General features: G+C 66.2%; 19 protein-coding genes. 7 read left to right on the forward strand and 12 right to left on the reverse strand.

The window, feature by feature from the left end; translation table 11 throughout:
* The first annotated feature begins 11 nt into the window (after positions 1-11).
* Complete coding sequence (locus tag A5659_RS07640; RefSeq protein WP_276310495.1) at positions 12-446, forward strand: MmpS family transport accessory protein; 435 nt, start codon at positions 12-14, stop codon at positions 444-446.
* A complete protein-coding gene (locus tag A5659_RS07645; protein ID WP_067022868.1) occupies positions 443-3,343 on the forward strand; it encodes an RND family transporter in 2,901 nt (966 codons plus the stop codon). The genes A5659_RS07640 and A5659_RS07645 overlap by 4 nt, the downstream gene beginning before the upstream one ends.
* Here the strand turns inward: A5659_RS07645 and A5659_RS07650 are convergent.
* The 5 genes from A5659_RS07650 to A5659_RS07670 all read right to left on the reverse strand — a co-directional run bounded on the left by A5659_RS07650 (position 3,336) and on the right by A5659_RS07670 (position 7,827).
* Complete coding sequence (locus A5659_RS07650; RefSeq protein ID WP_067022865.1) at positions 3,336-4,118, reverse strand: SDR family oxidoreductase; 783 nt, start codon at positions 4,116-4,118, stop codon at positions 3,336-3,338. The genes A5659_RS07645 and A5659_RS07650 overlap by 8 nt on opposite strands.
* 115 nt (positions 4,119-4,233) lie before the next feature.
* Positions 4,234-5,157, reverse strand: coding sequence for a TIGR03564 family F420-dependent LLM class oxidoreductase (locus tag A5659_RS07655; RefSeq protein ID WP_067180185.1), 924 nt, complete (start codon positions 5,155-5,157; stop codon positions 4,234-4,236).
* Positions 5,158-5,249: 92 nt separating this feature from the next.
* The gene (locus A5659_RS07660) at positions 5,250-6,116 is read right to left on the reverse strand and encodes a hypothetical protein (protein ID WP_067180188.1); all 867 of its coding nucleotides are present in this window, start codon (positions 6,114-6,116) and stop codon (positions 5,250-5,252) included.
* A 14-nt stretch (positions 6,117-6,130) separates the two neighbouring features.
* Positions 6,131-7,357 (reverse strand): acyl-CoA dehydrogenase family protein, encoded by a 1,227-nt coding sequence (locus A5659_RS07665; protein WP_067180191.1) that lies wholly within the window; start codon positions 7,355-7,357, stop codon positions 6,131-6,133.
* A gap of 80 nt (positions 7,358-7,437) precedes the next feature.
* A complete protein-coding gene (locus A5659_RS07670) occupies positions 7,438-7,827 on the reverse strand; it encodes a DUF1801 domain-containing protein (protein WP_066862906.1) in 390 nt (129 codons plus the stop codon).
* A 128-nt stretch (positions 7,828-7,955) separates the two neighbouring features.
* On the opposite strand from A5659_RS07670, the gene A5659_RS07675 reads away from it, so the two are divergent.
* The 3 genes from A5659_RS07675 to A5659_RS07685 all read left to right on the forward strand — a co-directional run bounded on the left by A5659_RS07675 (position 7,956) and on the right by A5659_RS07685 (position 10,451).
* Positions 7,956-8,762, forward strand: a complete 807-nt coding sequence (locus A5659_RS07675) for an acyl-CoA thioesterase II (protein ID WP_067180194.1) — start codon at positions 7,956-7,958, stop codon at positions 8,760-8,762.
* Positions 8,763-8,824: 62 nt separating this feature from the next.
* Positions 8,825-9,343 carry a nuclear transport factor 2 family protein gene (locus A5659_RS07680; RefSeq protein WP_067180198.1) on the forward strand — a complete coding sequence of 173 codons (519 nt, stop codon included), beginning with the start codon at positions 8,825-8,827 and terminating at the stop codon, positions 9,341-9,343.
* A gap of 7 nt (positions 9,344-9,350) precedes the next feature.
* On the forward strand, positions 9,351-10,451 hold the full coding sequence (locus tag A5659_RS07685) for an NAD(P)-dependent oxidoreductase (protein WP_067180200.1): 1,101 nt from the start codon (positions 9,351-9,353) through the stop codon (positions 10,449-10,451).
* Between the two features lie 35 nt (positions 10,452-10,486).
* On the opposite strand, the gene A5659_RS07690 is transcribed toward A5659_RS07685, so the two are convergent.
* Positions 10,487-11,458 carry an aldo/keto reductase gene (locus tag A5659_RS07690; protein WP_067180203.1) on the reverse strand — a complete coding sequence of 324 codons (972 nt, stop codon included), beginning with the start codon at positions 11,456-11,458 and terminating at the stop codon, positions 10,487-10,489.
* Between the two features lie 92 nt (positions 11,459-11,550).
* Here A5659_RS07690 and A5659_RS07695 point away from each other — a divergent pair, with 92 nt between their 5' ends.
* Both A5659_RS07695 and A5659_RS07700 read left to right on the forward strand, forming a co-directional pair.
* Positions 11,551-12,885 (forward strand): acyltransferase, encoded by a 1,335-nt coding sequence (locus A5659_RS07695; protein ID WP_067180206.1) that lies wholly within the window; start codon positions 11,551-11,553, stop codon positions 12,883-12,885.
* Between the two features lie 56 nt (positions 12,886-12,941).
* Positions 12,942-13,811 carry a pyridoxamine 5'-phosphate oxidase family protein gene (locus tag A5659_RS07700; protein ID WP_067180209.1) on the forward strand — a complete coding sequence of 290 codons (870 nt, stop codon included), beginning with the start codon at positions 12,942-12,944 and terminating at the stop codon, positions 13,809-13,811.
* An 18-nt stretch (positions 13,812-13,829) separates the two neighbouring features.
* Here the strand turns inward: A5659_RS07700 and A5659_RS07705 are convergent, their stop codons facing one another.
* The 6 genes from A5659_RS07705 to A5659_RS07730 form a co-directional block, all read right to left on the reverse strand.
* On the reverse strand, positions 13,830-14,744 hold the full coding sequence (locus A5659_RS07705; RefSeq protein WP_067180212.1) for a formate/nitrite transporter family protein: 915 nt from the start codon (positions 14,742-14,744) through the stop codon (positions 13,830-13,832).
* Positions 14,741-15,010 carry a hypothetical protein gene (locus A5659_RS07710; protein ID WP_066862882.1) on the reverse strand — a complete coding sequence of 90 codons (270 nt, stop codon included), beginning with the start codon at positions 15,008-15,010 and terminating at the stop codon, positions 14,741-14,743. The genes A5659_RS07705 and A5659_RS07710 overlap by 4 nt, the downstream gene beginning before the upstream one ends.
* A complete protein-coding gene (locus A5659_RS07715) occupies positions 15,007-15,633 on the reverse strand; it encodes an RNA polymerase sigma factor (protein WP_066862879.1) in 627 nt (208 codons plus the stop codon). Before A5659_RS07715 ends, A5659_RS07710 begins: the two co-directional genes overlap by 4 nt.
* Positions 15,634-15,643: 10 nt before the next feature.
* Positions 15,644-16,711, reverse strand: a complete 1,068-nt coding sequence (locus A5659_RS07720; protein ID WP_067180215.1) for an acyl-CoA dehydrogenase family protein — start codon at positions 16,709-16,711, stop codon at positions 15,644-15,646.
* A 9-nt stretch (positions 16,712-16,720) separates the two neighbouring features.
* Entirely contained in the window at positions 16,721-17,245 is a 525-nt protein-coding gene (locus A5659_RS07725; RefSeq protein ID WP_066862873.1) for an OsmC family protein, read from the reverse strand.
* A 163-nt stretch (positions 17,246-17,408) separates the two neighbouring features.
* Positions 17,409-18,406, reverse strand: a 998-nt coding sequence (locus A5659_RS07730; protein ID WP_067180224.1) for a Dyp-type peroxidase, incomplete at its 5' end; no start/stop codon positions are given.

The following is an 18,406-nucleotide window of genomic DNA, read 5'->3' on the forward strand; positions in this document are numbered from 1 at the left end:
GGGTCACCTAGGTGCAGATATCGAGACTTGTGCGCAACGCCTGGTTGCCGCTGTTGATCGTGGCGGTCGTGCTGGTCGGCGGGTTTGCCGTCGTTCGGGTCAAGTCGTTCTTCGGCGCGCACGACACGGGCATCATGACCAGCCCGCGACTCGATGACTCGAAGCCGTTCAAACCCAAGGTAGTCAAGTACGAGGTATTCGGCTCGGCCAGCCAGGCCAACGTGAACTACTTGGACCTGTCCGCCGACCCCAGGCGCGTCGACGGCGCGCCGCTGCCATGGACGCTGGTCTTGAGCACCACCGCGCCCTCGGTCTTTCCGAACCTGTCAGCGCAAAGCGACGGCAACTCCCTGGGTTGCCGCATCACCATCGATGACGAAGTCAAGGACGAGAACCTTACCCACGGCGTGCACGCCCTGACCTTTTGCATGGTGAAATCCGCATGAGCACAACGCTAAACGACGCCCGTACCGACACCATTCCCGTCGTCGACGAACCCGTGCGAGACAAGATCCCCCGGCTCATCCGGACGCTCGCCGTGCCGATCATCTTGGGCTGGATCGCGATCATCGCGGTGCTCAACGTCTCCGTCCCCCAGCTGGAGGAGGTCGGCAAGATGCGCTCGGTGTCGATGGCCCCCGACGACGCGCAGTCGGTGGTCGCGACCAAGCGCATGGGCGCGGTGTTCAACGAGTACAAGTCAAACAGCTCGGTCATGATCGTCCTCGAGGGCCAGAATCCCTTGGGGGCGGATGCGCACGCCTACTACGACTTGATCGTCAAGAAGCTCGACGCCGACACGAAACACGTTGAACACGTCCAGGATATGTGGAGCGATCCACTGACCGGAGCGGGCGCGCAGAGCAACGACGGCAAGGCCGCCTACGTCCAGGTCTACCTCGCCGGTAACCAAGGCGAGGCCTTGGCCAACGAGTCGGTGGAATCCGTCCAAAACATCGTCAAGAGCGTGCCCCCACCCAAAGGGGTGAAGGCCTACGTGACGGGACCCGCAGCACTGTCAGCGGACCAGCACGAGGCCGGCGACCGCAGCATGCAGCTGATCACGGCCGCCACGTTCACCGTGATCATCGGCATGTTGCTGTTGGTCTATCGATCGGTCGTCACCGTTTTGCTCACGCTGGTGATGGTGGTGCTCGAGCTGTCGGCCGCGCGCGGAATGGTCGCGTTCCTGGGCCATTTCAAGCTCATCGGGCTCTCCACGTTCGCCACGAACTTGTTGGTCACCTTGGGGATCGCGGCCGCCACCGACTACGCGATCTTCTTGATAGGCCGCTATCAGGAAGCCCGCGCCATCGGCGAGACCCGCGAAGAGGCGTATTACACCATGTATAAGGGCACCGCCCACGTGGTGCTCGGGTCTGGCTTGACCATCGCCGGCGCTACATTCTGCCTGCACTTCACCAACCTGCCGTATTTCCAGACGCTGGGCATTCCGCTAGCCATCGGCATGGTGGTCGTGGTCGCAGCGGCCCTGACGCTCGGTGCGGCCGTCATCGCGGTGGCCACGCGTTTCGGCAAGACCCTCGAACCCAAACGCACGCAACGGATTCGCGGATGGCGCAAGATCGGCGCGCTGGTCGTCCGCTGGCCCGGTCCGATCCTGGTGCTGACGATCGGGGTCGCGCTGGTGGGCTTGCTGACCCTGCCGGGCTACCGCACCAACTACAACGACCGCAAATACTTACCGACGGACCTGCCAGCCAACGAGGGCTATGCGGCCGCGGACCGGCACTTCTCGCAGGCGCGGATGAATCCCGAGGTGCTGATGATCGAAAGTGACCACGACCTGCGCAACTCGGCGGATTTCCTGGTGATCGACAAGATCGCCAAGACCATCTTCCGGGTCCCGGGGATCGGGCGCGTGCAGGCGATCACCCGTCCGCAGGGCACGCCGATCGAGCACACATCGATTCCTTTCCAGATCAGCATGCAGGGCGTCAGCCAGCAGATGAACCAGAAGTATCAAGAAGATCAGATGGCCGACATGCTGCACCAGGCCGACATGATGCAGACGACCATCGACAGCATGGAGAAGATGTCGAGCATCACCGCGCAGATGGCCAACGACATGCATGTGATGGTGAAAAAGATGCATGACATGACCATCGACATCAATGAATTGCGCGACCACATGGCCGATTTCGAGGACTTCTTCCGCCCGATCCGCAGCTACCTCTACTGGGAAAAGCACTGCTATGACATCCCCGTCTGCTGGTCGCTTCGCTCGGTCTTCGACGGCCTGGACGGCATCGACACGATGACCGACGACATCCAGAGCCTGCTGCCGATCATGGATCATCTCGACACCCTGATGCCTCAGATGGTGGCGCTGATGCCTTCCATGCTCGAGAACATGAAGGCGATGAAAACGACGATGCTGACCATGTATTCGACCCAAAAGGGGCTACAGGACCAGCAGAAAGAGGCGCAGAAGAACTCCAGTGCCATGGGCAAGGCGTTCGATGCCTCGAAGAACGACGACTCGTTCTACCTGCCCCCGGAGACCTTCAATAACAAAGAGTTCAAGAAGGGCATGAAGAACTTCATCTCCCCTGACGGGCACGCCGTGCGGTTCATCATCAGCCATGACGGCGATCCGATGTCGCCGGAAGGCATTTCGCACATCGGGGCGATCAAGAAGGCAGCCTACGAAGCACTGAAGGGCACTCCGCTGGAGGGCTCCAAGATCTACCTCGCGGGCACCGCGTCGATCTATAAGGATCTCAGCGACGGCAACACCTACGACCTGTTGATCGCCGGGATCGCTTCGCTGTGCCTGATCTTCATCATCATGTTGCTCATCACACGGGGGGTGGTGGCGTCGGCGGTCATCGTGGGAACCGTCTTGCTCTCGCTCGGCGCGTCCTTCGGGCTTTCAGTGCTCATCTGGCAGCACCTCGTCGGCATCGAGCTGCACTGGATGGTGCTGGCGATGTCGGTAATCATCCTGCTGGCCGTGGGCGCCGACTACAACCTGCTGCTGGTCGCGAGGTTCAAGGAAGAGATTCACGCCGGCCTGAACACCGGCATCATCCGGTCAATGGGCGGCACCGGTTCGGTGGTGACGTCGGCGGGGCTGGTGTTCGCCTTCACGATGATGACCATGGCGGTCAGCGAGCTGACGGTCATCGGCCAGGTCGGCACCACGATCGGACTGGGTCTGCTCTTCGACACCTTGATCGTGCGGTCGTTGATGACACCGTCCATCGCCGCGCTGCTGGGCAAGTGGTTCTGGTGGCCGCAACGGGTGCGCCAGCGCCCGGTTCCATCGCCCTGGCCCAAGCCGGCCAAGGACGCCGAATTGGTTACCGCCGCTAGGTGACCCAATCCGGCTGAGCGTCGGTCTCGACGTTGGAGAAGTCCTTGTGGCCCAGGCCGGCGGTGGTCCCGCCGTCCACGACGAACTCCGAGCCCGTGGAGTAGCTCGACTCGTCGCTGGCCAAATAGACAACGAGGTTGGAGACCTCGACGGGCTGGGCCGCCCGGCCCAGCGCGGTCTGGAAGATGTCGTCGGGAACCCAATCGGTCATCGGGGTCTTGATGAGTCCGGGGTGAATTGAGTTGACCCGGATTCCGCTCGGACCCAACTCGAGTGCCGCCGACTTGGTCAAGCCCCGCACGGCGAATTTGGTTGCGGTGTAACCGTGGCAGGCGATGGTGCCGGCCATGCCTTCGATCGAAGAGATGTTGATGATCGATCCGCGGCCCGCTTCCTTCATGGGTTTCACGACGGCGCGGATGCCGAGGAACACGCCCGTCAGATTGATGTCGAGGATCCGCTGCCACTCCGAGAGCGCGTAATCCTCCAGGGTGCCGATGTTGATGATGCCGGCGTTGTTGACCAGCACATCGAGGCGGCCGAACTCGCTCAGCGCGGTGGCCACCGCCGCATCCCAATCATCGGGCTTGGTCACGTCGAGGTGCAGGTAGCGGGCGGAGTCACCGACCTCGGACGCGACCGCCTTGCCCTCGTCGTCGAGGATGTCCCCGAAGACGACCTTGGCTCCCTCGGCGACCAGCGACCGCACGTGCGATGCGCCCATCCCCCGGGCCCCGCCGCTGATCAGGGCGACCTTTCCCGCCAACCGTTCTGCCACTGCGTTTCTCCTCCTCGTGTGGGTTCGCCTAAGCACCATACGTACCGGAGGCTATGTATGGCCATAGCCAAAACGGCGCGGACACACCACAACTAGGCCGGATGAGCCCGTCGGGTCAGGAGTCGTACCCCCGCAGCAGCGCCCGCGTGCGTGCCCGGCCCTCCGGCGACGGATCGAATGCCGCGGCGACGTACTCGTCGACACCCGCGGCACGCAGTTCGTCGAGCCGGCCGCGGACCGTATCCTCGTCGCCGATGATGGCGGCATCCTCCGGCCCCGCGTAGCCCTCGCGGTCGAGCATCGCGCGGTAGGACGGCAGCTGGCCGTAGATGGCGAACTGTTCGGCCGCCTGCTTGCGGGCGGCGTCGACATCGTCGGTGACGCTGACGGGTAGCGACGCCGCGACCCGCGCCTCCCCCTCGCGCCCCGCATCCGCGGCCGCCTGCCGCAGCGTCGGGCCGACATGCTCGGCCAACGTCCTGGGCCCCGTCATCCAGGTGCAGGTGCCCGCCGTGCGCCGCCCGGCGATCTTGAGCAGCTGCGGGCCCAGCGCCGCGATGTACACGTCGGGCCGGGGTGCGCCCGAGATCATCAGCGCGCCGCGGGTGGTCACCGTTTCTCCGGCCGCGGCGGCGGGTTCACCGGCCAGCAGGGGCAACAGGCCGTCGAGGTATTCGTTCAGCCTGCGCACCGGCTTGTCCCACGGGATGCCCCACATCCCCTCGGTGACCGCCTGATGGGTCATGCCGAGCCCGAGCGTGAACCGGCCACCCGAGGCCAAGCTCAGCGTGAGGGCGCGCTGCGCCATGAGCATCGGATGCTGATTCTGAATCGGCACCACACCGCTGGCCACCTCGATCGTGTCGACCTCGTGCAACGCGATAGCCACGACGGTGAGAAGGTCTGGCTCATAAGGCAATTGGCTCATCCACACGCGTTTGAAGCCCTCGTCGCGCAGCATCGCGAGGTTCGCGATCGTCGCGTCGATCGGCGATTGGTCGCCCGATCCGCTCAGTTGGCCGAACATAGAAACCTGCATGATCAACACGCTCCTTCGCGTCTCCGGGAAGGTTATCGCCATCCGCCCGGGCGTTCGCAACCAGCTCTGGGGCCAGGGGCGCCGAACCCGGCTCAGCCGACGATGTCGAAAACCGCCGCGGCGGAAGTGACCGCCTTGTCGGCGTTGCCCTCATCGTGCAGCAGCATGCGCACGCCGACGCGTCCGGATCCACCGGGGTGTGCCGTGCCCTCGACCCGGAAGGGCCCCACCTTGCCGCGGGACATGAACATCACGTGCCAGCTGACCACCTGCAGCTTTGTCGTTCCCGCCACCTCCGCGGCGAGGTCGATCGCCGCGGTCTCGAGAACGACGTGCTGGGGCCCGATGTGCAGCGCGGCGTCCGGCGACGCGAGTTCGGTACTGAGCTCGGGCAGTATCCAGTGGCCGTCTTGGCGCCGGCTGGCGCCGAAGGCCTGCCACAGCGGCGGTAGATCGGGTGAGTCCTCGACCACCAGCTCGGTGCCCGAAACATCCATCCGGTCCAGGCCTTCCGGCGGGATGCCGATGATCGCTCCCTGCCCCTCGTTGAAGGCGATGACCCGGCTGGGGTTGTCGGCGTCGACGATCGTGCAGCGGCCGTAACCCATGGTGCGGCCCTGGTGCACGATGCCCGAGCCGACGATCTCGATCCTGGTGACCTCGTATCCGGGGTCGACGATCTGTACCGACGCAATCACCGGATTGGGAACCGCGACCATGTCGGTCTGGCAGCCCTCCGGGGAGGATATGGCCAACGGCGCCACCATGATTCCGCCGGCGTCGTTGCGCATGTCGCGGCGAATGGCGACGGTGTCATCGGTCTCGCCCAAATTCATCGCCGAGTGTTTGCGACCGATGTAGCGGTAGCTCAGCAGGCCCGTCCAACGCCGGTACAGTTCCTCGCGGTAGGCGTCGGAATCACCCATCAACTCCCGGATGTCACGAAGTTGGCCGCTCAATTCCGTTCTCCTCCCTAGCTTTTGCCGCGCCGCACCTGATTGAACGGCACACCGCGGTCGTCGGCGCGCTCGCGCGGGAAGTTCAGCACCCGCTCGCCGATCACGTTGCGCGCCATCTCGGTGGTACCGCCGCCGATGCTGGCGGTCTGACGGCCCAGATAGCGCGTCCCGATATCGAGCAGCCCGGCGTCGTCGACCACGGCCGCCGAGCCGGCGACGGCCAAGGCGGTATCGGTCTCGACGTCATGCACCTCGGCCATGTAGAGCCGGATGATCGATCCCGCGGCCGGCGGCAGGGATCCGCCGGCGACGGCGTGAAAGACGTGCTCGCTGAGTTGGCCGTGCACGGCCCGGTGCACCAGGGCCCGGCCGATCATCTCCTGAAGTCGTAGATTGCCGGCCTGGGCCGTCTTTTCGAGCAGGGAGACCAGGTCGACGGAGACGTCGTGGGCCTCGGCGATTCCCGGCCCACTGGTGTACTCCGAGCCATCACCCATCGTGCGCCGCTCGTGGTACAGCTGGCGCGACGCGACGTCCCACCCTTTGCCCGGTTCTCCGACCACAGCGTCGTCGCCCACGTCGACGTCGTCGAAGAACTCCTCGCAGATTTCGATGGAGCCGTTGACCTGCCGGATGCGGTTGATGGTGACTCCGGGATGCTGCAGCGGCACCAGGAACATCGTCAGCCCGTCGTGTTTGGGAACCTCCCAGTTGGTCCGTGCCAGGCACAGGCCGTAGTCGGCGGCGAAGGCCCACGTGCTCCAGGTCTTGGCGCCGTTGATGATCCACCGGCCGTTGCGGCGCTCGGCGCGGGTGATGACGCCCGCCAGGTCGGATCCCCCGCTCGGCTCGGACAGCAGCTGCACCAGCACCTCGTCACCGCGCAGGGCGGCCGAAATGTGCTGACGCTTCTGCTCTTCGCTGCCCATATCGAGAATCGTTGCGCAGCAGATGGCGAAGGACGGCACGTTGAGCAGCAGCGGAGTCTCGTAGGCCTGGGATTCGGCGTCGAACGCCTTCTTGTACTCGTAGCTCAGCCCGAGCCCGCCATACTCGCGCGGGAAACAGATCCCGGCGAATCCGCCGTCCCACTGCAGCTTTTGCAGTTCTCGGGCCCGGCGCCACGATGGCAGCTCATCTCGCTCCAGCTGTGCGGCCTTGGCCGGATCGAGTCGGGGCATGTTCGCGGCCAGCCAGGCCCTGGCCCGGCTCCGGAATTCCTCGACCGATTCGGACGTCACCGGATGGCCTCTCATTCGAGCGTCGACCTTGTGCTGGGCGACTGTACAGCAACCGTCACACGGCTGTATAGGTCGGCGTCCTACGAACCGTTCAGCTTCACCGCGGCGCGAATGAGCGCCGTCAACGCCTTCTCGTCGAGCTCGTCGCCCTCGTGGAAATCGATGGCGCGTCTGGTGTTGCCGTCGAGGCTGGAATTGAACAGACCCGCGGGATCCGGCAGCGACGCGCCCTTGGCGAAGGTCATCTTGACGACGTTCTTGTACGTCTCGCCGGTGCAGATCATCCCGTCGTGATACCAGACCGGAACGCCCCGCCACTTCCACTCCTCGACCACTTGCGGGTCGGCTTTTTTGATCAGTTTCCTGATGCGAGCGAGCATTTCGCCGCGCCAATCCCCCAAATCCTTGATCCTGGCGTCGATCAGCTCGGCGGGAGATGCGGCTGCGGCGCCGTCCTTCGGGTTCGCCACCGTGGCCCCTTTCGATGAGGTTGTCGCTTGCCGGACCGTACCTCAACGGATGGTGCTCGCCCGGCCCGCCCGGCACGACCCCGTATCCAGCACCAGCTTTGTGCGCAAGTAATCTGCGGTCGATCACTATGACCGACACGCACCCCTTCGACGAAGCCCTCCAGCTCGACCGGATCGGGGCCGACCTCCGGCGCGGCCGCACGCACCCGGAGTGGGCCAACATGGTCGGGCCGTTCGGCGGGATCACGGCCGCCGCCATGCTGCGCGCGGTCGAAACACACCCCGACCGCATCGGGGAACCGCTGGCCCTGACCGTCAACTACGCCGCTCCCATCGCCGACGGCGACTTCGACCTCGCGCTGCGGGCCCCGCGCACCAACCGCACCAATCAGCACTGGATCGTCGAGCTGAGCCAGGACGGCGTGGTCAAGACGACCGCGACCGCGATCTTCGCGATCCGGCGAGAGAGTTGGGCCGACACCGAGAGCCGCCCGCCGAGCGCGCCGCCACCCGAACAGTTACCCGCCGTCGATCCGGGCCTCGTCCGATGGACCGGCCTCTACGACATGCGCTACGTCGAAGGCGCGATGCCCGGCAAAGGCGGGGACGCCAGCCCCTCGTCGACCTCGACCCTGTGGGTGCGCGACGGCGCGGGACGCCCGGTCGACTACCCGGCACTCGCCGCGCTGTGCGACATCTTCTACCCGCGGGTGTTCCTGCGGCGCGGCGGCTTCGTCCCGTCCGGGACCATCTCGTTGACGACGTATTTCCACGCCGATCAGCCCCAACTCGACGCCGTCAAGGGCGACTTCCTGCTGGCCACCGCTCACGCCAACCGTTTTTCACGCGGATATTTCGACCAGAGCGCGCACGTGTGGACCGCCGACGGCGGGCTGCTGGCGACCACCCATCAGATCGTCTACTTCAAGGGCTGACGGGTTTACACTTCGGCAGTGAAACGTCACGCGTCGGCACTTGTGGAAGGGATCGAGCGGCTATGACAGAGCGCGCGCAGGGCCTGATCGTCGAGACGCTGCCGGCGATCGAGTCCATCAAGCAGCTCAAAGCGCGCTACTGCCGCTACCTGGACACCAAGGACTGGGCGGCGTGGCGGACGATTTTCGCCGACGACTTCGTCAGCGACACCTCCGAAGCCGGTGGCAAGCTGATCGCGGGCGCCGACGAGTTCGTGGCGTTCACCCGCCGGGCCCTCGGCCGCCCGACACAGCCCACGGCTCACCAGGTGCACACCCCCGAAATCGAGCTCACCTCGGCCACGACCGCACGTGGAATCTGGGCGCTGCAGGACGTCGTACGATTCGGGCCCGGGGTAACCTTGGTCGGCTACGGCCACTACCACGAAACCTATGAGATCATCGCCGGCCAGTGGCTTATCAAGAGCTCCAAGCTAACTCGACTCCGCGAGGACATCGTGACGCCGTTCTTCTCGATCTACGTCTCCCCTCGACTCCGCACGGCGATCGGCAAGATCGCCGAACGGCTGATGGATCGGTGACGCGCCCATGACCGTCGACACCGTTTTGGTCACCGGCGCCTTCGGGCAAGTCGGTAAGCGTTGCACGCAGATCCTGCTGGATCGCGGCCGAACCGTGGTCGCGATGGATCTGCGCAACGACAACACGGTCGCCGTCGAAAAAGAACTCGCGGCCGGCGCGCACCCGGGGACGTTGATACCCGCGTACACCGACCTGCTGGATGCCGAGGCCGTCAGCGCTCTCATCGCCACTCATGAGCCCGGGGCCGTCGTTCACCTGGCCGCTATCGTGTCCCCGCCGTCCTACCGCAATCCCGGACTGGCCCGCCGCGTCAATGTCGGTGGCACCGAGAACCTGTTGAACGCCTGCGCCGCGCTCCCACGCCCGCCGCTGTTCCTCATGGCGTCCAGCGCCGCGGTGTATGGATCTCGCAACCCCTACCGTCAGCCGGAGCGGATCACGCCGGACACGCCGGTGAACCCCGTCGACCAATACGGGCAGGACAAAGTCCTTGCCGAGGCGGCGATCCGTGGCAGCGGCCTGCCGTATGCGCTCTACCGACTTGCCGGCGTCATCTCGCCGGACACGCAGGCCGGTATCAACGGCGACTACCTCACCCTGATGCGTTCGATGCCCAGCGACAACCGGATTCATGCGGTGGATGCGCGTGACGTGGCGCTGGCATTCGCCAACGGCGTCGACCGCAAGGACTCCATCTCCGGCAAGGCCCTGCTCATCGGCGGCAACGAAACGTATGTGCTGCTCCAGCACGGCCTCCAGGACGACCTGATGCGCGCGGCCGGCCTGGGACCGCTCGGCCCCTCGGCCGGCCTGCCGGGCGACCCGGCCGACGACCGCGGCTGGAGCTTCACCGGCTGGTACGACACCACCGAAGCGCAAGCGCTGCTGGACTTTCAAGAGCACGACTGGAGCCAGACACTAGCGTGGCTGGCCGAATCGCAGGGCCACCTGCGGATCGTGCTGCGACTGCTTGGCCCGGTGCTACGCCCGATGCTGCGGGCCGTTTTGATTGTGCAGCGCCGGCTGGAGGGACGCGGCCCCTACGCCGACCCGTGGTCACTGATCGAAAAAACCTACGGCCCAGCGGCATTGGCCAGCGTCGACTAACGCGACGCGCACCGTGCGGCGGCTACGGGGCGCCGCTAGCGATCGATCCACGCCATTTGCGCCTCGGCGTGATGGCCCCCTGCGGGCGGGGTGAGCCGATCGAGCCTGGCCAGTTGATCGGCGGTGAGCTCGATCGCGTCGGCGCCGACATTCTCTTCCAGACGCGTAACCCGCTTGGTGCCCGGAATGGGCACGATATCAGGGCCTTTCGCCAACAACCATGCCAAGGCGACCTGAGCCGGCGTGGCGCCGACGTCCGCGCTGATATCGCGCACCTCGTCGGCGCAGCGCAGGTTGTGCTGGAAGTTTTCGTCGAAGAACCGCGGGTTGGTCTTGCGGTAGTCTGTCTCGGGCAGCTCGTGCGTGGAACGGATTGCGCCGGTGAGAAAGCCACGGCCCAGGGGCGAGTAGGCGACGAACCCGATGCCCAATTCGCGCAGCACCGGCAAGATCTCGTCCTCTTGATCGCGGGTCCACAGCGAGTACTCCGACTGCACCGCCGTGATCGGGTGCACCGCGTGCGCGCGGCGAATGCTATCCACCCCGACTTCCGACAGGCCGATGTGGCGGACCTTCCCGGCGGCGACCAGCTCGGCCAGAGCGCCGACGGTCTCTTCGATCGGCGTCTGGCGGTCGAGGCGGTGCTGGTAGTACAGGTCGATGCGATCGGTCGCCAACCGTCGCAGCGAACCGTCCACGGCGATACGGATGTTGGCGGGGCTGCTGTCCAGGCCCTCGCGACCGGTGTGCGAGATCAGACCGAATTTGGTTGCCAGCACCACCTGATCGCGCCGTCCCCGCAGCGCGCGGGCTAGCAGTTCCTCGTTGACGTACGGGCCGTAGACCTCGGCCGTGTCGATCAGCGTCACACCGAGGTCGATGGCGCGATGCACGGTGCGGACCGATTCCGCATCGTCGAATCCGCCGACCGCATAGGCCACCGACATGCCCATCGCACCCAGGCCGAGGCGACCGACCTGCAACCCGCCGAGTTGAGCCTGTTTCATGGGATGTCTCCTGTTCTGCGGCTGCGCCAGACCCCGCTGGGGGCCGGACGGTACCGTGGCGCTGTGTACCGCGTCGAGCTTCCCCCGATCTGATGGGCCACGCAAACACGACGCGGCCGCCGCGCAATCTGGCGGTCGACTACTACCGCGTGTCCGGCGTGGTGCTCATCGTGCTGGGACACTGGCTGGCAGGGTCGGTCACCTATCACGACGGCCAGTTCGGCCGGCAGAACCCGCTCGTCGACCTGCCCTGGACCCAGTGGCTGACCTGGCCCTTCCAGGCCGTCCCGGCATTCTTCCTGGTTGCCGGTTATGCCGGCGCCGTGTCCTGGACGCACCGCCATGACGCTGAGGGACTTTCGCGGCGGACCTGGATACAGCACCGGCTGGCGCGAGTCCTCGGACCGACCGCGGTGTACATGGCGCTGGTGTCGGTGGTGGTCGTTGCCCTGGGTTTCTGCGGCGTGGCGGGCTCGGTGCTCGAGTACGCCGGCTGGGCGGTGGCCATGCACCTGTGGTTCCTGGCTGTGTACCTGGTTGTCGTGTCGCTGACGCCGATTGCCATTGCCGCACAACATCGTTGGGGCCTGCTGGTACCGGCCGCACTCGTCTTGGCGGTCGCGGCGGTGGATGTCGCCCGGCTCGCCGGCCATGTGCCGTACCTGAATTGGGTGAACTACCTGTTGGGCTGGGGCGCCCTGTATCAGCTCGGGATCGCTTGGCACGGCGGGTCATTGGCTGGCCGCAGACCCGCTCTGCTGGCGGCCGTCTCGTCGGTGGCCCTGGCGTTGCTGGTGTGGCGCAAGGTTTATCCGGTCAGCATGATCGGTGTCCCCGGGCAGACCATCGACAACACGACGCCTCCGACCGTGGCGCTGTTGGCGTTCGGCTGCGCCCAAACGGGGCTTGCGATGGCACTGACGCCCGCGCTGAACCGTGCGCTGCGCGCCATGCGTGTCGAGCGCGTCCTGTCCGTCGCCAACAACAACATCATGGCGCTTTACCTGTGGCACATGATCCCCGTTGTGATCGTGGCGATCGTCGGCTATCCGGCCGGACTCTTGCCGCAGCCGCCCGAGGGTAGCGCGCACTGGTGGCTGGCCCGGCTGGAATGGGTGGTCATCTTGAGCGTCGTGACGGCGGTCGAGATGATGCTGTTGTGGTGGGCCCGAAGGCTTTTCGCGGCTCCCTTACCGCCGCTCGGGGTACCGCTCACCGAACGCTGGACCGAACCGGTGATGCTGGCCGGCGCCGCGGCGGCGGCCTACGCCCTGTCCCTGATCGCCGCCGCGGGCTTCGCCCCCGACGGACACTTTCCGTGGCTGACCGCGGCGATCTTCGGCGCCGGAGCGCTGCTGGCGGCATTGCGACCCGCAACCCGGTCCGCGCCCCATGCGCGAGACGTGGAGCGGGACCGCAAGGCCTGACCGAGGGCGCCCGTACCGCCAGGAAGCTTTGCCCCGGTGCCGTTGTTACGACGGATATGGCCGCGACGGGATTCCACGAGGGCGAACTCGCGACGCAGCGCCGAGCGGGTGTCGAAGCCGAGGCCGTGCGGCTCGAGAGCATGCTTGACTCGTCGGATCTGTCTGACGGCGCCGCACGCTTCCTGGCGTCGCAGGGGTTCGCCGCACTGACCGGACGCGACCACGACGGCGTCCTCTGGGTCTCGCCGCTGGCCGCGCCACCGGGATTTCTCCGCGGGCAAGCAGGTGTCTTGCATGTGTCGTCCGCTCCCCGCGACGGCGATCCCCTGCACGAGATCCGGGCCGGTCAACAAGTCGGGCTGATCGCCATCGACTTCGCCACCCGCCGCAGGCTACGAATAAACGGCGAACTTGTCGGTGCCGACCACGCCAGCATGACCCTGCGCATCGACCAGTCGTATGGCAATTGCCCCAAATACATTCACCGCCGCGCGATCGACGTGGCCGGTCTGGCTACCCCTTCGAAACACCCCCGCCGCGCAACGCTTCTCGGTCCCGCGGATCAAGCAATGATTGCAAGGTCCGACACGTTCTTCCTGGGCACCACCCATCCCACCCGCGGCAGCGATGCGTCACACCGAGGCGGCCCACCCGGATTCGTCCGAATCGACTCCCCGAACCGGCTGTGGTGGCCGGATTTCCCGGGAAACAATATGTTCAACAGCTACGGCAATCTGGCTGTCGACGACGAAGCCGCCTTGCTGTTCCTCGATTTCGACACCGGCGCCGCTCTGCATGTCAGCGGGACCGCACGGGTGCGGTGGACCACTCCCGGCGCGGCCGGTGACGACGGTGCCGTGGGAAGGAATGTCGCCTTCTCGGTCCGCGCCGTGGCAACGGTGGCCGGTCTGGCGACGCAGCGGTAACCGTCCCCGGCGCCGCGCCTAGACCTTGCGCCGCTGCAGCTGCGCGATGATCCAGAACGGCAACGCCACGAATACCGTGCCGCCGATGAGATTACCCACGGTGGTGATCCCGATGTTGGTGAGCAGCCCGTGCGGGCCGAAGCCCCAGCCGATCGCGCCGCGCGGCGCGACCGGGTGAAAGAGGTTGAGCAGCAAGGGAAGACCCAGGAATCCGACATTGGCGATCACGTGCTGGGTGCCGCCGATGACGAACGCGAACGGCCCGTAGAACGCGAACGCCATCCGTGCGACGTCGCTGCGGGCCTTGAAGTACATGCACATCGAGGTCTGCAGGAACCACGTGCACACCACGGCCAGCAGCAGAGCCGTCCAAAAGGGCTGGCCCGCCTTCAGCGTGCCGACGGTGGCCGCTCGTTCGGCGAACGCGCCGAGGTAAGGCCCGCCCGCCGCGGCGCACACCGTGACGAACACCAGCGCGCCGACGATGTTGCCGATGAGTCCGACGGTCACCAACGCGACATAGCCGCGCAGGCTCAGCGTGCGCTTGAGCACGGCGAGAAAGCCCGCGGCCATGTCCGCGGTGATCAGCGACATGCCCGACACCAGGATCAAGACGAAGGACATGCCGAAGGCCAGCCCCATCAAAAGGCTTGCCACACCGGGTGTTTTGACGCCGGTGCTCACCACCAGGGCCAGCAGCGCTCCGAAGGCCACCATCACACCGCCCACCAGCGAGCGCATCAGGAATGCCCAGGGATGCGCGGCTTTTTCCACTGCCATGGCCGCGACCCGATCCACCATGGCGCCCACCGACAGTGGCTCGAACGGATCCTCGGGCACGGCGTCGGCCCGGACGCCAGAGGGCAACACGGTCACGTTGTCCGCAACCACAGCATCGCTTCGAAGCTGCGGCGCTTCAGCGTTGATCGTCATCGGGGTTCGCCTTTCCTAAAGGTGTTGATCGCGTTGATGACACCGGCAATGTGATCCTCGCTGAGCTGCTCGCCGTCGAAGACGTGGCTGAGCAGGATCTTGAGGTCGAGCATCTGTTGCAGATAAACCAGGCACGGTGGGCATTCGTCGAGGTGTTTGGCCACGATCGGTCCCCACTGCTGGGGGTCGGAGTCGACGAGATCGTCGACGAGGCGGACGAAGTCGACGCAATCGATGGCGGGGACTGCGTTGTCATGAACGGTCATCGCTGATACCGCTTTTCCAATTCGGCTCTGAGATTTCCCCGGGCGCGGTAAAGCAGTGCCCGCTGCGCCTCGGCGGTCAGTTCGAGAAGCGCGGCCGCCTCGTCGGCTGATGTTCCGACGATGTCGCGCAGGATGACCAGCTGCCGTTGGCGTTCGGGCAACGCATCCAGTGCCGACCGCACGTAGCCGAGCAGTTCGCTCTCGACGGTCCGGTCTTCGGGGAGAAAGCGGCGCGACGGCGGGAGGCTCCAGTGGCCGGCGTCGGGGTGACCGGCGGGATGCATGCGACCCGACAGCGGGTCGTCGCCCTCGCCGTCGGCGGCCAGCACCTCGTGGTGGCGGATCCGCGATTCCCTGCGCCGGTGCCGGGAGGCGGTGTGTTTGACGATCCCGAACAACCAGGTGCTCACCGACGAACGCCCCTGAAACGAGTCCGAGGACTGCAGCACCTGCACCCACGCCTCCTGCACGGCTTCTTCGGCGACCGTTGCCGAATCCACCATGGTGCGAGCGAAATTCACCATCGGCCGGTGAAAGTCGCGCACCAAGCTGGCCAGCGGAACCCCGCCGACCAGGTATTCGGACTCGGTGCCCTCCGGCGGCACCGCCACCGGAGTCACCATCGACCCGCGCTCAGACGCATCTGGCCAGTTCCCAGCGCAGCTGCCCTTCGGACGGCGACTGGACGGGGATGAACGCCGCCTCGCGATAGCGCCGGCTTGCCGGTGTTCGGCTCGCGTAGCCTTTGCCGCCGGCGGTCCGCACCTCCAAGTCGGCGCTGGCGCTGGACAATTCGGCGGCGGCGAGGCGCAGCGACAGCAACTCCTTCTTGGTGGGCGGCTCGGCCCCTCCGACGGCCGCGGCCAGCTTCGCCAGGGTGGCCTCGGCGGTAACCAGCTGGTCCGCGACGCGGTCGACGTCGTCGCTGAACACGGCGTTGACACCGCCGAGTCCCAGGCGAGCCTGGCCCAGGGCGGTCCGGGTCAGGCCCAGGCATATCGCGGATTGCAGGACAAGGAATGTCGGGCGCACCGACTGCAGGAAGCCCTCGAAGTCGCGCGACAGCACCTGCCCGGCAGGAACGTGCGCGCCGTCCAGGTTCAGGTACGACGAGGCGGTACTGCCCATGGCCAGCAGATCGAAATGCTCACCCACGTTCACCCCGGGCGTGTTCAGCGGCAGCGCGACGATGAGCTTCTCGCCGGTATCGGTGCGCACCGCGGTCACCATCGTGGAGTCGGGATACAGGTTGCTGGCCCACCTGATCGGACCGGAGACCCGGTAACCGCCGGCCACGGATGTGGCGGTCAACTCCACGCTGCCGCAGCCCGCCGCCTCCTTGAACGCCGCGGCCATGCCGGTGACGCCCGGCACCGCTCCCGCTAGGAGCGGCTCGACCGCCGCACTGCTGAATTCGGTTGCGGCGGTGAGCAGATACTCGACCGTCATGCGATGCGCCCACAACGAGAACCCCGTGCTCATGCAGGCCCCGGAAACCGATCGGATCACCTCGGCCATCACCGGAAGCCGGCCGTCGACGTTGCCCGGGGCGCCAATGCCCAGCAGGCCCGCCTCCCCCAGCGCGGCGAAGCTGCGACGGGAGTGGCCCTCGCCGCGGTCCAATGCCGCGGCGTGCCCCCGAATGTCTTCCAGCAGCTCGACATCCAACTGGCCGGCCGCTGTGTCCGTGGTCGTCATCATGTCGCGTGCTTATCCGGTGATCAGAGTCGAGTCGACGGTGACCGGGTTGCGAAACGTGTTCACCACCGGCGACCAGGCGATGGCGTTGTCGTGGATCTCTTTCAGCGTGGCTTCGTCGGCGTCACCGGCCAGGCTCACCGTGCAGCGGACGGCGCTGAACCCCAGGTACTTGCCCTCCGGGGTGTCCCCCACGCCCCACACCGCGGAAATGTCGATGTCGCCTTGCATCTCGACCTCGATCTTGGTCAGCGTCACCCCGCGGTGCGTCGCGTTGGCCAGCAGGCCCACCGAGACGCACGAACCCAGCGCGGCCAACGCGGTCTCCGAGGGATTGGGCGCCGAGTCGTCGCCGAGCAGCGCGGGCGGCTCGCCCACCAGCATCGGCGCCAGGTCCCGGACGTAGGTCATGTTGCGAAAGCCCGCTTCGCACACGGTCTTGGCTTTGAGCGTCTTCCTGCCCGTCTCGGGATTGCTTTTGGCGTTACACGACAGCCGGTCCAGGCCTTCGGCGTCGATGACGAGCGCGTCGGTCATGTGACTTCTCCGTTTCTCGCTGATTGTGCGGGTTCACGGAGTTAGTGCGCGCCGGGCCCCGATGCGTGACGGCGGGTGCGATTGATTTACCGGTCCGACACGAAACGTCACGGGGGTGAAACGTGGCGACCCGGCCGGGCCGTCGGCCGCCGACGAGATTTGCTCAGCTGAACAGGTTTTGCCCGATGTAGTGGCCTTCAGCGGGCGCCGGCGGCACCGCGAAGATAGCTGATCCGATGTGGCGGATGTATTCGTTGAGCAGGTCGTGGGCACCCAGGCGGTTCTGCAGACGAATAAAATCTTGGGGATCTTTTTGATACGAGACGAACAGCAGACCGGCGTTGAGTTGGCCGTTGGCGTCCAGGCCGTCGGTGTAGTTGTACGACCGCCGGCGGATCATGATGCCGGCATTGTTTTCCCGGGCGGCAAGGCCGACGTGGGACATCGGATCGATGAGCGGGTTGCCGTCGGCGCCCTTGGCGGCGAAGTCCGGTGTATCGAACTCGTGCTTGCCGCTCAGCGGCGCCCCTTCTTCTTTGGTGCGCCCGAAGATCCTCTGCTGATTGCCGATCCGGTCGACGTCCCACGTCTCCATCAACATCCGGATCTTGCGGACGACTTGGTAGGTCCCCCCGTTCATCCAGGGCTGGTCGCTGTTGTCGACCCAGACAAACTTGTCGTATTCGGCGTCGGTGGCGATGTTGCGGGTTCCGTCCTTGAATCCCAACAGGTTTCGTGGCGTGTGCTGGCCGGGTCCGGCGGAGGCCCGACCGAACCCGAGCACCGCCCAGAACGGCGAGACGATGTTGCGGCCGAGGCGGGCCAGGTTGCGCACCGCGTGGTAGCAGACCTGGGGATCGTCGGCGCACGCCTGCACGGACAGGTCGCCGCCGTGCAGGCGCGGATCCAGGTTGTCGCCGTTCAGCGGCGGCAGGTCGGTGAACACGGCAGGTCGCCGGGCGGCCAGTCCGAATCGATCACCGAACAGTGACGGGCCCAGCCCGATCGTGACGGTGAGGCTGGCCGGGCTCAGCCCGTAGGCCTCCCCGGTGTCGACGGGAGGCTGCACGTCGACACCGGGCTGCACCGTCCCGACCGGCTTGCCCTGCTGCAGGATCGCGGCGGCGGCCGACCAGCGCGCCAAGAGGGTCTGCAGGTCGG

It is taken from the genome of Mycobacterium sp. 1165196.3 (genome assembly GCF_001673415.1).
GTDB classification, from domain to species: Bacteria; Actinomycetota; Actinomycetes; order Mycobacteriales; family Mycobacteriaceae; genus Mycobacterium; species Mycobacterium europaeum_A.

What these genes read in the sequence shown, in the direction of transcription:
- A5659_RS07645 (WP_067022868.1), top strand. Translation starts at nt 443, where the DNA reads ATGAGCACAACGCTAAACGACGCCCGTACCGACACCATTCCCGTCGTC.
- A5659_RS07710 (WP_066862882.1), bottom strand. Translation starts at nt 15,010, where the DNA reads ATGACCGTTCATGACAACGCAGTCCCCGCCATCGATTGCGTCGACTTC.
- A5659_RS07720 (WP_067180215.1), bottom strand. Translation starts at nt 16,711, where the DNA reads ATGATGACGACCACGGACACAGCGGCCGGCCAGTTGGATGTCGAGCTG.
- A5659_RS07700 (WP_067180209.1), top strand. Translation starts at nt 12,942, where the DNA reads ATGGCCGCGACGGGATTCCACGAGGGCGAACTCGCGACGCAGCGCCGA.
- A5659_RS07695 (WP_067180206.1), top strand. Translation starts at nt 11,551, where the DNA reads ATGGGCCACGCAAACACGACGCGGCCGCCGCGCAATCTGGCGGTCGAC.
- A5659_RS07705 (WP_067180212.1), bottom strand. Translation starts at nt 14,744, where the DNA reads ATGACGATCAACGCTGAAGCGCCGCAGCTTCGAAGCGATGCTGTGGTT.
- A5659_RS07655 (WP_067180185.1), bottom strand. Translation starts at nt 5,157, where the DNA reads ATGCAGGTTTCTATGTTCGGCCAACTGAGCGGATCGGGCGACCAATCG.
- A5659_RS07725 (WP_066862873.1), bottom strand. Translation starts at nt 17,245, where the DNA reads ATGACCGACGCGCTCGTCATCGACGCCGAAGGCCTGGACCGGCTGTCG.
- A5659_RS07685 (WP_067180200.1), top strand. Translation starts at nt 9,351, where the DNA reads ATGACCGTCGACACCGTTTTGGTCACCGGCGCCTTCGGGCAAGTCGGT.
- A5659_RS07715 (WP_066862879.1), bottom strand. Translation starts at nt 15,633, where the DNA reads ATGGTGACTCCGGTGGCGGTGCCGCCGGAGGGCACCGAGTCCGAATAC.
- A5659_RS07675 (WP_067180194.1), top strand. Translation starts at nt 7,956, where the DNA reads ATGACCGACACGCACCCCTTCGACGAAGCCCTCCAGCTCGACCGGATC.
- A5659_RS07690 (WP_067180203.1), bottom strand. Translation starts at nt 11,458, where the DNA reads ATGAAACAGGCTCAACTCGGCGGGTTGCAGGTCGGTCGCCTCGGCCTG.
- A5659_RS07680 (WP_067180198.1), top strand. Translation starts at nt 8,825, where the DNA reads ATGACAGAGCGCGCGCAGGGCCTGATCGTCGAGACGCTGCCGGCGATC.